Origin of the sequence: Devosia sp. FKR38, from assembly GCF_005222805.1 — a bacterium.
Lineage (GTDB): Bacteria > Pseudomonadota > Alphaproteobacteria > Rhizobiales > Devosiaceae > Devosia.
Map to the genome: position 1 here is coordinate 571,017 of NZ_STGC01000005.1, position 14,264 is coordinate 585,280.

General features: G+C 66.6%; 12 protein-coding genes. 10 read left to right on the forward strand and 2 right to left on the reverse strand.

What is annotated here, in order from left to right:
* Positions 1-30 precede the first annotated feature (30 nt).
* The 3 genes from E8M79_RS07895 (at position 31) to E8M79_RS07905 (ending at position 3,236) form a co-directional block, all read left to right on the forward strand.
* Positions 31-1,404, forward strand: coding sequence for a HAMP domain-containing sensor histidine kinase (locus E8M79_RS07895; RefSeq protein WP_248305046.1), 1,374 nt, complete (start codon positions 31-33; stop codon positions 1,402-1,404).
* Between the two features lie 58 nt (positions 1,405-1,462).
* Complete coding sequence (locus E8M79_RS07900) at positions 1,463-1,939, forward strand: hypothetical protein (RefSeq protein WP_137151393.1); 477 nt, start codon at positions 1,463-1,465, stop codon at positions 1,937-1,939.
* A gap of 79 nt (positions 1,940-2,018) precedes the next feature.
* On the forward strand, positions 2,019-3,236 hold the full coding sequence (locus tag E8M79_RS07905) for a hypothetical protein (protein WP_137151394.1): 1,218 nt from the start codon (positions 2,019-2,021) through the stop codon (positions 3,234-3,236).
* Here E8M79_RS07905 and E8M79_RS07910 read toward each other — a convergent pair.
* A complete protein-coding gene (locus E8M79_RS07910) occupies positions 3,233-5,227 on the reverse strand; it encodes an FAD-dependent oxidoreductase (RefSeq protein WP_137151395.1) in 1,995 nt (664 codons plus the stop codon). The genes E8M79_RS07905 and E8M79_RS07910 overlap by 4 nt on opposite strands.
* A complete protein-coding gene (locus tag E8M79_RS07915; protein WP_171015779.1) occupies positions 5,224-6,294 on the reverse strand; it encodes a hypothetical protein in 1,071 nt (356 codons plus the stop codon). Before E8M79_RS07915 ends, E8M79_RS07910 begins: the two co-directional genes overlap by 4 nt.
* Before the next feature lie 123 nt (positions 6,295-6,417).
* On the opposite strand from E8M79_RS07915, the gene ccmI reads away from it, so the two are divergent.
* The 7 genes from ccmI to E8M79_RS07950 all read left to right on the forward strand — a co-directional run bounded on the left by ccmI (position 6,418) and on the right by E8M79_RS07950 (position 14,255).
* Positions 6,418-7,521 (forward strand): c-type cytochrome biogenesis protein CcmI, encoded by a 1,104-nt coding sequence (gene ccmI / locus E8M79_RS07920; protein ID WP_171015780.1) that lies wholly within the window; start codon positions 6,418-6,420, stop codon positions 7,519-7,521.
* Positions 7,518-7,991, forward strand: a complete 474-nt coding sequence (gene ccmE, locus E8M79_RS07925; protein WP_137151398.1) for a cytochrome c maturation protein CcmE — start codon at positions 7,518-7,520, stop codon at positions 7,989-7,991. The genes ccmI and ccmE overlap by 4 nt, the downstream gene beginning before the upstream one ends.
* A complete protein-coding gene (locus E8M79_RS07930; protein WP_137151399.1) occupies positions 7,988-9,961 on the forward strand; it encodes a heme lyase CcmF/NrfE family subunit in 1,974 nt (657 codons plus the stop codon). The genes ccmE and E8M79_RS07930 overlap by 4 nt, the downstream gene beginning before the upstream one ends.
* A complete protein-coding gene (locus tag E8M79_RS07935) occupies positions 9,958-10,416 on the forward strand; it encodes a cytochrome c-type biogenesis protein (RefSeq protein WP_137151400.1) in 459 nt (152 codons plus the stop codon). The genes E8M79_RS07930 and E8M79_RS07935 overlap by 4 nt, the downstream gene beginning before the upstream one ends.
* Positions 10,417-10,563: 147 nt before the next feature.
* On the forward strand, positions 10,564-12,096 hold the full coding sequence (locus E8M79_RS07940; protein ID WP_137151401.1) for a Do family serine endopeptidase: 1,533 nt from the start codon (positions 10,564-10,566) through the stop codon (positions 12,094-12,096).
* A gap of 62 nt (positions 12,097-12,158) precedes the next feature.
* A complete protein-coding gene (locus E8M79_RS07945; protein ID WP_137151402.1) occupies positions 12,159-12,830 on the forward strand; it encodes a response regulator transcription factor in 672 nt (223 codons plus the stop codon).
* A gap of 3 nt (positions 12,831-12,833) precedes the next feature.
* Complete coding sequence (locus E8M79_RS07950) at positions 12,834-14,255, forward strand: HAMP domain-containing sensor histidine kinase (protein ID WP_137151403.1); 1,422 nt, start codon at positions 12,834-12,836, stop codon at positions 14,253-14,255.
* The last annotated feature ends 9 nt before the right edge of the window (positions 14,256-14,264 follow it).

Here is a 14,264-nt window from a genome sequence, read left to right on the forward strand (position 1 = left end):
GTTCGTCTGGGACGCGCGGCCGTGAAGCAGATGCGCAAGGGCTCGATCGCGGCATCGCTGTTCTGGCTGTCGGCCGGCTGGCTGATCGTGGCGCTGGTGGCGACGGGCTTTCTGCTCACCGATCTCTATTCGCGGGCGCTCGACACATCGCTCTCCGAGACGCTGGATTTCCATGTCGAGAGCCTGGTCGGCGCGCTGCTCGAAACCACCGACCCCACCAGCCCAGACATCGCCCTGACCGATCCGCGATTCGGGCGTCCCCGCTCGGGCTGGTACTGGGCCATCCGCGACAGCGATGGCGTGCTCTACAATCTCTCCTCATCTGTGGTCGGCATCAACCTCCCCGAGATCACCAGCGCCGCCGACGGCATGGGCCGGCGCACGGCCATCATGACCGATGCTTTTGGTACCGAGATGCGCATGGTGGAACGCACCGTGACCCTGGCGCCCAAGACCTACCAGATCGTGGTGACGGGCAATCTCAGCGAAATCCTCGAACTGGTCGGCGATTTCCGCGGCCAGGCCTTCATTGTGCTGGGCGCGGTGGGGGTGATGCTGGCGGTGATGAGCGCCATGGTCGCCCGCTTTGCCATGCGCCCCATTGCCCGGCTGAGCCAGGCCATCGAAGCCGTGCGGTCCGGCGACAGCGCCGATGTCACCGGCACCTATCCCCGCGAGATTGCCCCGCTGGCCGAGGAGGTCAACGAGTTGCTGCGCTCCAATACGCAAATCATCGAACGGGCGCGCAACCAGGTGGGCAATCTGGCTCATGGGCTTAAGACCCCCATCGCCGTGCTGCGCAATGAGGCCGGTGCCAACAAAGGGCCGCTGGCCGATGTCGTGCTCGACCAGAGCGGCAAGATGAGCGCCATTGTCGCCACCTATCTCGACCGCGCCCGCATGGCGGCGCGCACCTCGGTGGTGGGCAAGAAGGCCGATGCGGCCGCAGTGATGACACGGCTGGTGCGGGTGATGCGCAAGATCCACCCCCAGGTCGAGATCGGCTGGACCGAGCCGGCGGCTGGGCTGGCCTGGTTCCGCGGCGATGAGGCTGACCTTGAGGAAATGGCCGGTAATCTCTTGGACAATGCCTGCAAATGGTCACGCGGCAAGGTCAATGTCGCGCTGGTAGCCGAGCGCATCGACAATGCGACAATGCTGGTGCTGGCCATACAGGACAATGGCCCCGGTCTGACCGAGGAAGACGCCGGCAAAGTGTTGCGTCGCGGTGTCAGACTGGACGAGAAAACCCCCGGCAGCGGCTTGGGGCTCGATATCGTCAAGGAACTAGTGGATGTATATGGCGGCAAGCTGGCGCTGAAACGGTCTGCGCTGGGCGGTTTGCTGGCTGAATTGAGCCTGCCTTCGGCCCGTATATCGGCGACGACCAGACCGTCGACATGACGCACTTTTGCCGCATTGCGCCAACATGACCTTTCCAGACACGCAGAGACACAAACAGATGAACCGCTTCGCCATTTTCGCCGCCCCGCTGCTCGCCCTGACCCTGGCCGGGTGCTCGAGCACCGGCACGAACCAGGTGGCGCAGGCGCCGGTTGTCATCACCGCACCGGTGATGGCCACGCCGCTGGTCGCCAGCCCTGCCCAGACCACCCAGCAGGCGCTCGCCACCACCAACGTCGCCAACGGCTTCATCGACAGCGGCGCCCTCGCGCTGATGACCGCCACTGATTCGGCCGAAGCCAATAGCGCCCAGTTCTATGCGCTGCAGTTTGGCCGCCCCGGCGCCCCGCGCGCCTGGACCGGCAGCAAGGGCACCACCGGCTCGGTCGCCGTCGGCCCCTATGTGCGCGTGAACAACCTCGATTGCCGCGATTTCACCCACACCGTGAAGGTCGGCGCCCAGGAGTTCGTCAAGAAGGGCACGGCCTGCCGCGAGCAGAACGGCAACTGGGCCGTCGAGAAGTCGGCCGCCTGAGGGGCGCCACAAGCATAAACATTATTTACCATCGTGCGTTAGGGTCTGGGGAGTATTGCTTCCCAGACCCCCAGCATTGATGTCCCAAGCTGCCAACCGTCCTGACGATCACGATGCCGCCCCACGCCCGGCCAGCCGGGCAAGCCGGGTGGCGATCAAGCCATTTGCCGGTCTGATCGAGTCCGTGGTTGTCGATGAGCCGGTGAGTTTCAGTTTTCCAGGCTCGGTCTCCCGCACGTCGGCCATGGCCGGCTGGACCTGGGTCTATCGCGACCTCTGCAACGACATCATTTCTGCAGACGATGTGCTGGAAGGTCGGCTGACCCCCGCTGCACTTGATCCCTTGCTGCCTCAGATCATGACGCGCATCAAGGAAGGCCTGTCCGTCGCCGATGCCGACCATGATTCCCGCATGCGCCTGCGCGCCATGTTGGGCAGCGACGAAGCCCGCGCCGCACTGCCAGTGCTGCTGGCGGCGCTGCGGGCGCGGCACCTGTTGGCCAAGGCCCAGGCCTTCGGCAAGGCGGTCAACACCATTGGCGACGACGCCGCGCTGGGCGTGGCGCTGCAATCCATGCCGCTGCAGGACCCGCCGCTGGCGGCGCTGCTGTTCCATGCGGCCATGGGGCAGGTGGTCAACCCGACCCGCCTCGTTACCACCATCATCAAGCTCTCGGGCAATGCAAGCGAGCAGGCAGTGGCCCGCAACGGCTTCGGCCCGCTGGTCGATGCCATGCTGGCCCATGCGCAGAACCAGCTGCACAGGCTGCAGCCGGGCGGACCTTTTGCAGACGTCGACCTGATCTGCCGGGCCCTGGAGCGCTTCCATCGTATGGTGCGCGCCCTGACCAGCTATGTGGAGATCGAGCGCGGCAGCCGCTGGGCGCAGGTGCTCTCGAGCCTGACCAAGCAGGTCTCCGAACGCATCGAGCCGCGGCTGCGCGAAGTGGTGCCGGACATCAATTTCGCCCTGCGCCGCGCCCGCGAGGGCAGCATCGACCGGCTCGACAATGACCGCATCCTGGCGGCTATCAACGGCGTCTATCTGCTGGCCACCGTGCGCGAATGCCGCGATTCCATGGCGCTGAACGCTACCTTCGACCAGGCCTGGGGCCAGTCCGGCGAGGCGCTGGAAATGCACCTGCAGCGCAATCTCGACCTGCTGCGCGCCAGCCCCACCGATGCTGTTGTGGGCGCCCGCATTGATGCGGCCATCAAGATGGCCGAAGTGCGCTTCAATCCCGAATATGCCGACACCATGCGTCGTGCCCGCGCCTCGGCCGAGCGGCGGACCTAAGCCCCTTCCAAGGCGCTGACCAGGCTAATGGGCGTGCTGCGCCCGTTTTCGATCAGGGCCAGCTGGCGTCCGGCCTCGCCATGGCTGGCCGCGACCAGCGCCACAGCGCCATCGCGATCGGCCCGCACGACCACGCCAACCGCCGCAAAGGGATCGCGCTGATCGGCATCGGGCTGGATCAGCGCGCCGATCTCGAACAGGCGACCGTCGCCGCTGGCTATGGACCACAGCGTCGGATGCGCGCCGAAACGACCCGCCAGGAATTCCGGCACCAGCGGCGCGACGGGTTCGTCCGCGACCAGTGGCGACTCGTCACCCCCCAGGCTCACCATGGCGACGCGTTCGCGCGCGACAATGCCGGCGCTGACGGCGGGCACGAGGCCCAATTGCACACTGGCCGCGACGTCCGCCACGGCCAGCGGCTCGGGTGCGGTGGCAAGGAGGGGCTTTGTGCGGAACAACAGGCTCGCGAGCCAACTGCGCTGATCGACCCGCATGCGCCGGCTCTGCCGCTGGCCGGCGTCAAGGAATGCCGGCGCCGATCCACTGCTGGCATCGGCAATGGCGGCTGGGGCGTCGGGCGTTTCATAGATCGGATCGAGCAGGCGTTCGGTGACCGCGACGCGCCTGTGCCCGAAGAGCTGCGCCACGGCATCGGCGCCGCTGCTGACGCAGGCCTGTCGGCTGAGCCAGCCGGCGGCGCTGCCGGCGAGAGCCAGCCCGGCCATTTCGCCTTGCGGCTCAAGCCGCGCGCTGTCGGCTGCCCAGTGGCTGGCGCCGCCGGCCATGTGCCACAGCGTCAGATCCGGCTGCCAGCCGCCGCACAGCACCAGGCGATCGGCGCTGAGAGTGCTGTCGGGCAGGGCGCCACCACTGGCCAGTTGCGGCACGATGTCGAGCCCGGCGCCACTGCGCGAGGGCTCTGCTGCAGCGATGATCGAGCCGGTGGTCTGGGTGATGCCATAGGCACGGGAGAATTCGATGAAGCGCGACTGCGGCCGCGGCCGGCTGTCGATGATGCGCCGCGTGGCGATCCCGGCGTCATTGGCCAGCATGGCCAGGCGATAGGCCGCGCTGCTGGCCGTGGCAAACACCGCCGATTGTCCGGGCCAGACGCCATAATGATAGGCCAGGGCAAAGGCCTCGAGCGTGCCCACTGTGCCCGGCAGGCGATTGCCGGCAAAAACCGGCAGGCGTTCGACCGTGCCGCAGGCCAAGACGATGGCCTTGGCCGTCAGATCCACGACGCTGGCTGTGGCCACGCCGTCGTCCAGCGTCGTGACATGGGCCCGTACCACGCCGGCGCGGGCGGCAAAGACCTCGGCATTGTGCAGCACGGTGATGGCGTCACTGCCCGAGATGGCCGTAGTCATGCGGGCTATGGCCGCGTCGGGCGTTTCTTCGCCGTCGAGCGTACCAAAGAGGCGGCTGTGACCGCCCAGAAACGGGCTGGCTTCGACGAGGATGACACTCAGACCCGCCTTGGCCGCGGCCAGGCTCGCCGCCATGCCGGCGACACCACCACCCACCACGATGAGATCGGCCGAGGGACCATTGGCGCCGGGCATGGTGCGCCACGGCACCGGCAGGCCCTCGGGCGCTTCGAGACTGAGGCCGAGACTGCGGGCCGGGCGGAGCAGACGGGCCAGGCGGCCCGAGCGCAGGCGCGAATCATGGACGCCGATGGTGGCGTAGTCGGCGCCGTCCGTGGCGGGCGTGCGCGCCATCGACAGCGGCCGCTGCGCGCCGCGCCCGCGTGATGCCGGCACGATCGCGGGGGCAAAGCGCGCCGACAGCGCCAGCGGTCCGTCATTGCGCGGGCCGACAGTGTCGATGCCGGCGGCAAGGATGGCGCTGAGCACGGTATCACCGGCAAAGCCGGTAATGATGCGGCCATCGAGCCGGAACTGCAGCGGGCGCGCCCGATCGATGGCTGTGCCGGCCAGCGCAGGCGAACGGGCGGGGTCGAGGCGGGCGAGGGGGCGTGTCATGCCACCACCCCCAGGTCGCGCACGCTTGCAGCGCCCTCGACATTGCAACGATTGACCAGATGGCTGCCCATCCAGGCCGATTCTGCTGGGGTGGCCGCGCCGCAAAGCCAACGGGCGATGGCGGGCGCGAGAACGCCGCCGATGGGGCCAAACCCCACCAGCACATCCGGCCCCATGCCAGCGCTGCGACCCACCGCCGGCGCGCCATCGCGGGTGACTAGGCTGGTATAACCCGATTGCCCGGCCTGTTCGAAGCGGTGCGTGTCCCCGAGCAGGGACGCCAGCCGGCGAGCTGTGGTGCCCGTGGAGCCGGGGCCGCAGGCGACCATGATGCCGCCGGCCTGCTGATGCACCCAGAGCCCCGTGTCGAGATCATGCAGCACCCGCGCGGGCAGCGGCGGCACGGCGCCGGTCAGCACCGTGCTGGCCGCCTGGCGCACCAGTAGATCCGGCCATTGCGACTGAGGCAGGTGGGCGAGGAGGGCGGCGTCATCGGCCAGGATGGTCTGGCCGATGGCGATGGTCTGGTCGCCCCGCCGAGCGAGGCCGGAGCCATCCGCATGCACGGTGAGCATTTCGCTTTCGCTCAGGCGCTCGACACCCTGGCGGCGCAACCACTCATCGACAGCGGCATCGGCGGCCGTCAGCTGCAGCAGGATGGCATCGCGCAGCAATACGCCGCTGCTGCCATCAGGCAGGCCGCGGCCGCGAAACGGCTCGGCGGCATGGCCAAAGGCGGCGGCCATGTGGCGCACATGGCCCAGAGCGGCCTGGCCGGCGGCACTGCGGGCCACCAGCAGCGGATCGAGCCGCGCCACGGCAGCACGCTTGCCGATGCGGGTCACCAGCCGTCGCACTTCGGGCGCGATGTCGCCCAGTAGGGCCCAAGTCGCCGGTCGGGTGATGGCGCCGATGGAGAGATCAAGATGGCGCGGCAGGCGATAGCCGGCATGGCTTTCGCCCTGCAGCAGCACCGAGCGGCCATGCGTGCCCGCCAGCAGGCCGGCGAGCAGCCGGGCCAGCGGGGTCGCCCCCACAATGGCGAAATCAACGCGGGGCTGGCTCATGCCTGGCCGGTTACCTGTGGCAATGCGTCCCCCTCAATGAACCGTGTTTTTGTGGTTTTTCCCGATAGGGCGCTTATACAGTGGTCCGCAAAGCCGCATGCCGGCGTCAAGCACTGTTGGCCCATGATCTTCTGGTTGATTGCCATAGCCGTTACCGCCATTGCCTGCGCTGCACTTTTTTACGCAGCCGGCCCGCAGATGGTCAACGCGGCTGCGCCGGATTCGGAGGCTGCCAACAGTCATTTTCGCCTTGTGCTGGCGGGGATTGACGCCGATGTCGCCGCTGGCAAGCTGGCCGAGAGCGAAGCCGAAGCCGCGCGGGGCGAACTGGCGCGCGAAATCCTGCGCCACAAGGCTGATGCCGGCAAGGCGAAACCGGGCAAGGCCGAGGTGGGACGCGTGCCGCTGCTGGTCGGATTGGCCGGCGTCGCGGCGATGAGTTTCGTCGTCTATGGTTTTCTCGGTCGCCCCGACATGCCCAGCGCACCGCTGGCCGACCGCGCCGATGTCGCAGCCCAGTCGATCGATCTCGACGGCGCCATTGCCAGCATCGAAAAGGCCCTGGCCGACAAGCCCGACGATCTGCGCGGCTGGACGGTGATTGCCCCGGCCTATCTCGAAATGGGTCGCTATGCCGATGCCGCCAGGGCCTATCGCAAGGCCATCGAACTGGGCGGCGCGACGCCGGACCTAGAGACCAGCCTGGCCGAGGCGTTGCTGTTCGGGGCCACCGACGCCGGCTCGCCCGAGGCCATGGACCTGCTGCGTTCCGCAGCGGCCAGCGACCCCACCCATGTCCGCTCGCGGCTCTATCTGGCCGCCGAACTCACCCGCCAGGGCGACTATCCCGCTGCCACCACCGCCTGGACCGAAGTGCTGGCCTTGGCCAAGGGCGACGAGGCCTGGCTGCCGGCGGCGCAGCAGGGTCTGGCCGTTGCCCAGAACGAGGGTGTCGCCCCAGCCGGCAATGGCGTGCCCACCAGCGGGCCCGAAGCCGAGATGATCGGCCAGATGGTCTCGGGTCTTGCCGAACGGCTCGATGCCAATGGCGGCAGCGTCGCCGAATGGACGCAATTGGTGCGCGCCTATCTGGTGCTCGGCGATAAGGACAAGGCGCAGGCCGCCTTCGACAAAGCCGTCACCGCCTATCCCCAGGCCTTCGACCGCGGCGATCTCGACAGCCTGGCGCTCAGTGCCGGCCTCACCATCAAGGGAGCAACGCCATGACCATGAGCCAAACGGCGCGCAAGCGCGGCTGGAGCCGCAAGCAGAAGCGCCTCGCCGTCATCGCCGGGCTGGCGGTGGTGCTGGCGCTGGCCACCACGCTGGTGCTGGTGGCGCTGCGCGACCAGATCGTCTTCTTTTATGCCCCTTCAGACATTGCCGCGCGCCATGTACCTGCCGGCCAGCCCATTCGCCTGGGCGGCCTGGTCGAAGCCGACAGTTGGGTGCGCGATGGCCAGAACAACACCTTTGTGGTGACCGACAACGCCAGCACCATCACCGTGCATTATGTCGGCCTGCTGCCCGACCTGTTCCGCGAAGGCCAGGGCGTGGTCGCCGAGGGCGCCATGGACCCCGATGGCGGCTTTACCGCCACCAATGTGCTGGCCAAGCATGACGAGAACTATATTCCCAAGGAAGTCGTCGACGCCCTCAAGGCCAGCGGCGAATGGCGGGAGCCGGCCACCAAGTGAGCATTGAACTCGGACACTTCGCCCTCATCCTGGCCTTTGCCATTGCCACCGGTGGCGCGCTGGGCGGCTATCTGTTCTGGCGCAGCGGCCGTCGCATTGCCCAGGTGCTGAGCCAGGCGGCGATCCTGCAGTTCGTGCTGGTGGCTGTGGCGTTCCTGGCGCTGATCCAGGCCTTCATCACCTCCGATTTCTCGCTGCTGCTGGCCGTCAACAACTCGCATTCGCTCAAGCCGCTGATCTTCAAGATCTCCGGCGTCTGGGGCAATCACGAGGGGTCCATGGTGCTGTGGATCTTCATCCTTGTCGCCTTTGGCGCCATGGTGGCGGCCTTTGGCCGACGGCTGCCCAATGATCTGCTCACACTGGTGCTGGCCACGCAGAGCCTGCTGACGGCGGCCTTTACGGGCTTTACCATCTTCACCTCCAATCCCTTCCTGCGCGTGTTTCCGGCGCCGATGGAGGGCAATGACCTCAATCCGGTGCTGCAGGACATCGGCCTGGCCATCCATCCGCCGCTGCTCTACGCCGGCTATGTCGGCTTTTCGATCTGCTTCTCGTTTGCCATTGCCGCGCTGATCTCGGGCCGCATCGACCAGGCCTGGGCGCGCTGGGTGCGGCCCTGGACCATGCTGAGCTGGACCTTTTTGACCCTGGGCATCGCCATGGGCTCCTACTGGGCCTATTACGAACTGGGTTGGGGCGGCTGGTGGTTCTGGGATCCGGTGGAAAACGCCAGTTTCATGCCCTGGCTGGCCGGCACGGCGCTGCTGCATTCCGCGCTGGTGATGGAAAAGCGCAATGCGCTCAAGATCTGGACGATCTTTTTGTCCATCATCACCTTCTCGCTGTCGCTGCTGGGCACCTTCATGGTGCGCTCGGGCATCCTGACCTCGGTGCATACTTTTGCCAGTGATCCCACGCGCGGCCTCGTCATCCTGACGTTGCTGGCTCTGGTCATCGGCGGCGCCTTTTTCCTCTTCGCCATGCGGGCCTCTTCGCTGCGCCAGGGCGGGCTGTTTGCGCCGGTGAGCCGCGAAGGCGCGCTGATCCTGAACAACCTGTTCCTCGCTACGGCAGTGGGGGCAGTGCTGGTGGGCACGCTCTATCCACTGCTGCTCGACGCGCTGATGGGCACGTCCATTTCGGTGGGCGCGCCCTTTTTCAACCTGACTTTTGGGGCGCTGATGGCGCCGCTGCTGCTGGTGCTGCCCTTTGGCCCCATGCTGGCCTGGAAGCGGGCCGATGTGGTCGCGGCGGCTCAGCGCCTGATCGGCGCCGCGGCGCTGACGGTCTTTGTCACCATATTGATCTCGGCTTTGGGTGGCGTCTCGATCTCGCTGGCGCCGCTGGGCCTGCTGCTCGGCTTCTGGGTGGCCTTCGGCGCTATCGCTGAGCTGGTTGATCGCAGCAAGCTCGGCCGCATTCCGCTGGGCGACAGCCTGCGCCGCCTGATGGGCCTGCCGCGCACCGCCTGGTCCACCGCCATCGCCCATTTCGGCATGGGTGTGACCGTGCTGGGCATTGTAGCGACCACGGCCTGGCAGACCGAACTGGTGACGACAATGAACCCGGGCGAAAGCGCCGAGCTCTCGGGCTATACCATTGCCTTTGACAGCTTCGGCAAGCAGCCCGGCCCCAACTATATGGCCGACGAAGCCCATTTCACCATCACCGCGCCGGGCGGCGGCACGCGCCAGACCATGGCTGACCGCCGCACTTACGTGGCCACTGGCATGCCGACGACAGAAGCGGCCATCGAGACCTATGGCTTCTCCCAGCTCTATCTGCAGCTGGGCGAGCCGCTCAACGATACTCATGTCGTGCGCATCTGGCACAAGCCCTATATCACCCTGATCTGGCTGGGGGCGCTGCTGATGGCCCTGGCCGGCGTTGTCTCGCTGACCGATCGCCGCGTGCGCGTTGGCGCGCCGCGCCGCGCGGCCAAGCTGGCCGCCGAGGCCGCGCCATGACGGGCATGCGGGCGCTGCGCGCCCTGGTGCTGGCAATGGGCCTGCTGCTGAGCAGCGGCGCCCTGGCTGTCAGCCCCGATGAAGTCTTGCCCGATGCCGCGATGGAAGCCCGCGCCCGCGCCATCTCGGCCGGGTTGCGGTGCCTCGTCTGCCAGAACCAGTCGATCGACGACAGCGATGCCGACCTCGCCCGCGATCTGCGGCTGCTGGTGCGCGAGCGCCTGGTGGCCGGCGACAGCGACGAACAGGTGCGCCAGTTCCTGGTGGATCGCTATGGCGAGTTCGTGCTGCTCAACCCGCGCCTCAACGATCACACATTGGTGTTGTGGATCGCCGCGCCAGTGTTGCTGGGTGGTGGGCTGTTGACGCTGTTTCTGGTCAGTCTCCGCCGGCGGCCGGCCAAGAGCGCGCCTTTGAGCGCCGAGGAACAGGCTGCGCTCGACGAGCTGCGCTAGGCGCAGTCTCCGCGCCGTCAAGGTGCTGCCGCATTCCCGCCTGCAACATTGCCAAACCTTAATGTGAGCGCAACGTCTTAGAAAGCTGGGCTGGGTCATACCTGTCGGCACAAGCTGTTGAGGGCTTGCCGAAGGAGAATATCTTAGATGCGCTCGTCCATTATCAAGCGTACCAGCCGCTGGCTCGGTGCATCAGCCCTGGCGCTGATGGTCGGTATCGGTGGCGTGTCCACCGCCTATGTCATTACCGGACAGGCTGCCAATGCGCAGGTGCAGAATGCCGCGCAGATCATCGTGCCCGATTCCGCTGCGCCGCATGCCGGCTTTGCGGACCTGGTCGCTGCGGTCAAGCCCGCCGTGGTGTCGATCCTGGTGGAAGCCGAGGAGAGCGCCCAGAGGGTGCAGCGCGGCCCCAATGGCCAGTTCGACTTCAACTTCCCCGACCTTCCCGATGGGCATCCCTTCAAGGACTTCTTCAACCAGTTCGGTCAGGGCGGTCCTGGCGGCAATGGCGAAGCGCCCGCACCGCGCCACTACATGGCTGCCGGTTCTGGCTTTGTGATCTCCGGCGACGGCTATGTCGTCACCAATAACCATGTGGTTGAAGACGCCACCAAGGTGACGGTCGTGTTCGACGACGGCACCGAAAAGGTCGCCACCATCGTGGGCACCGACAAGCGCACCGACCTTGCCGTTCTCAAGATCGACGGCACCGACCTGCCCTTCGTCAGCTTCGAGGACGAGGCGAGCCGCATCGGTGACTGGGTCGTGGCCGTGGGTAATCCCTTTGGCCTGGGTGGCACCGTGACCGTGGGCGTGATCTCGGGTTCGGGCCGCAATATCGGCGGCTCCAACTACGGCGATTTCCTGCAGATCGACGCGGCTGTGAATACCGGCAACTCCGGTGGCCCGGCCTTCAACACCAAGGGCCAGGTGGTCGGCGTCAACACGGCCATCTATTCGCCCAACGGCGGCAATGTCGGCATCGCCTTCGCTATCCCGGCCTCCACCGTCAAGACCATCGTGCAGCAGCTGATCGACAGCGGCTCGGTGACTCGCGGCTATCTGGGCGTGTCCATCCAGGACGTGACCCGTGACATCGCCGACGGCGTCGGCCTGACCGCGGCCAAGGGCGCCATCGTGCGTGAGCCGGTTGCCGACGGCCCGGCCGAAAAGGCCGGCATCAAGTCCGGCGACATCATCACCGCCGTTGATGGCGACCAGATCGATGACGCACTCGACCTCAGCCGGACCATTGCCGGCAAGAAGCCCGACTCCAGTGTCGAGCTGACCATCTGGCGCGATGGCGCGGAGTCCAAGCTGTCGGTCAAGCTGCAGGTGCTCAATGAAGCCGCTGCCGATGCCCCCGACCAGAACCAGGACAAGCCGGTTCCGCCCGCACCGCTCCCCAGCAAGTCCAGCGTCGGCCTGACGCTGGTGCCCAATGGTGACGGCAATGGCGGCCTGCTGATCCAGGACGTGGATCCGGAATCGCAGGCGGCACAGAAGGGCTTTGCCGTTGGCGACGCCATCCTGGAAGTCAACAACACGCCGGTGTCCACGCTCGACGAGTTCGAGGCGGCCATCGACGCGGTCAAGGCCAAGGGTCTCAACACGGCGCTGATCAAGGCCAGCCGTGATGGCGAGGCCCGGTTTGTCGGCCTGCCGCTGAGCAAGTAAGCTAAGTGACCCCGGGGCCAGTGGTCCCGGGGTCATTCCGTTCAACAATCGGGAGTATCGCGGTGAAGATTTTGCTGATCGAGGATGATCGGGAGGCCGCGAGCTATCTGATGCAGGCCCTGGACGAGGCCGGACATATCACCCACCACGCCGCTGACGGCGAAACCGGCTACGCCATGGCTTCGGGCATGGACTATGACGTGCTGATCGTGGACCGCATGCTGCCCCGCCGCGATGGCCTGTCGATCGTGGAATCGCTGCGCGCCGAGGACGACAAGACCCCCGTGCTGATCCTGTCAGCGCTCGGCGAGGTCGATGACCGCGTCACCGGGCTGCGCGCTGGCGGCGACGACTACCTCACCAAGCCCTATGCTTTTACCGAACTGCTGGCCCGTGTCGAAGTGCTGGCGCGCCGCTCCAGCCCCACCGAGGCCGCCACCAGCTATGCCGTGGCCGGCCTGTCGCTGGACCGGCTGTCGCGCAAGGTCGAACGCGATGGCGAGACCATTCTGCTGCAGCCGCGCGAGTTCCGTCTGCTCGAATATCTGATGAAGAATGCCGGCAAGGTGGTGACCCGCACCATGCTGCTCGAGAATGTCTGGGACTATCATTTCGACCCGCAGACCAATGTCATCGACGTGCACATGTCCCGCCTGCGCTCCAAGATCGACAAGGGCCATGCCACCCCGCTGCTGCATACCGTGCGCGGCGCTGGCTACATGATCCGCGAGTAGGCCGTGAGTCGTTTCACCCAGCTGCTGCGCACCTCGACGGTTCGGCTGACGGCAACGTTCATCCTGATCTTCTCGCTGTTCGCCATTCTCTTGCTGGCCTTCATCGGCTGGCAGTCGAGCGTGTCCCTTCAGCGCCAGCAGGCCAATGACATTGACCGCGAAGTGCAGGTGCTGCAGCGGCTCGATGCCAACCAGGGCATCCGCGCCGTGGCCATCGCTGTGCAGCGCGTGTCCCGCGCGCCGGGGCCGGGCGTCTATTACCTGGGCGATGCCGCCGGGCAGTTCCTTTTGGGCAATGTCACCGACGTGCCGCCTGACGTGCTGCGCGAGCCGGGCACCTATAGCTTCAACTATGAGCGGGCCGACAGCCTCGCCGATACGGTCGATGCCATCGAGGGCAAGCCGGACCGGCCCAGCAAAGCCGGCTATGCCGTGGTCCGCTCGGTGGAGCTGAGCAATGGCATGCGGCTGATCGTGGGCCGCGACGTGGTCGAGCGGCGCGGCTTCTCGGCCATTATCGTGCAGAGCTTCCTGTTTGGCGTGCTGGGCATCGTACTGTTCTCGATGATAGCCGGCGGCGTCACGGCGCGGCGCGTGCTGCGCCGCATCGACACCATCCGCGATACCTCCACCAAGATCATGTCCGGCAATCTCAGCGAACGCGTGCCGGTGACCAAGCGCAATGACGAGTTCGATGGCCTGGCCACCAACCTGAACGCCATGCTCGACCGCATCGAGCAATTGCTGCAGGGGCTCAAGGAGGTCACTGACAACGTGGCCCATGACCTCAAGACGCCGCTGACCCGGCTGCGCAACCAGGCCGAGTCGGCGTTGCGTGATGGTGCGTCGGACGAGAGCCGCAAGCAGGCGCTGGCCACCACCATTGCCGAGAGCGACCGGCTGATCCAGACCTTCAACGCCTTGCTGATGATTGCCCGCGTCGAGGCCGGCGCCCCATCTGGCGCGCTGACCGAAATCGACGTCAGCGCCGTGGTGGCCGATCTGGCCGAGCTCTATGGCCCGGTGGCCGAAGACGAGGGCATTGTCGTTACCACCGATATTGCGCCCGCAGTTCGCCTGCGCGCCAATCGCGAGCTGATCGGTCAGGCCATGGTCAACCTGCTCGAAAACGCCGTCAAATATGCCAAACCCGATGGGGAAGGCGAGGGCAGGATCACCGTCAGCCTGCGCCAGCAGGGTGGGCGCGTGCTGATCGAGGTGGCCGATAATGGGCCGGGCATTCCGGCCGAGGATCGCAAGCGCGTGCTGGAGCGCTTTGTCCGGCTCGAGAAGAGCCGATCGGAAACCGGGTCGGGCCTGGGCCTGTCGCTGGTCGATGCCGTAACGCGGCTGCATGGCGGCAATTTCCGCATCGAGGACAATGCCCCCGGCGTGCGCGCGGTGATCGACCTGCCGGCGGCCTGAGTGCTGCCT

Excerpts from the sequence above, each read along its gene's own strand:
- E8M79_RS07895 (WP_248305046.1), top strand. The coding sequence starts at position 31 with ATGCGCAAGGGCTCGATCGCGGCATCGCTGTTCTGGCTGTCGGCCGGC.
- E8M79_RS07900 (WP_137151393.1), top strand. The coding sequence starts at position 1,463 with ATGAACCGCTTCGCCATTTTCGCCGCCCCGCTGCTCGCCCTGACCCTG.
- E8M79_RS07905 (WP_137151394.1), top strand. The coding sequence starts at position 2,019 with ATGTCCCAAGCTGCCAACCGTCCTGACGATCACGATGCCGCCCCACGC.
- E8M79_RS07910 (WP_137151395.1), bottom strand. The coding sequence starts at position 5,227 with ATGACACGCCCCCTCGCCCGCCTCGACCCCGCCCGTTCGCCTGCGCTG.
- E8M79_RS07915 (WP_171015779.1), bottom strand. The coding sequence starts at position 6,294 with ATGAGCCAGCCCCGCGTTGATTTCGCCATTGTGGGGGCGACCCCGCTG.
- ccmI (WP_171015780.1), top strand. The coding sequence starts at position 6,418 with ATGATCTTCTGGTTGATTGCCATAGCCGTTACCGCCATTGCCTGCGCT.
- ccmE (WP_137151398.1), top strand. The coding sequence starts at position 7,518 with ATGACCATGAGCCAAACGGCGCGCAAGCGCGGCTGGAGCCGCAAGCAG.
- E8M79_RS07935 (WP_137151400.1), top strand. The coding sequence starts at position 9,958 with ATGACGGGCATGCGGGCGCTGCGCGCCCTGGTGCTGGCAATGGGCCTG.
- E8M79_RS07940 (WP_137151401.1), top strand. The coding sequence starts at position 10,564 with ATGCGCTCGTCCATTATCAAGCGTACCAGCCGCTGGCTCGGTGCATCA.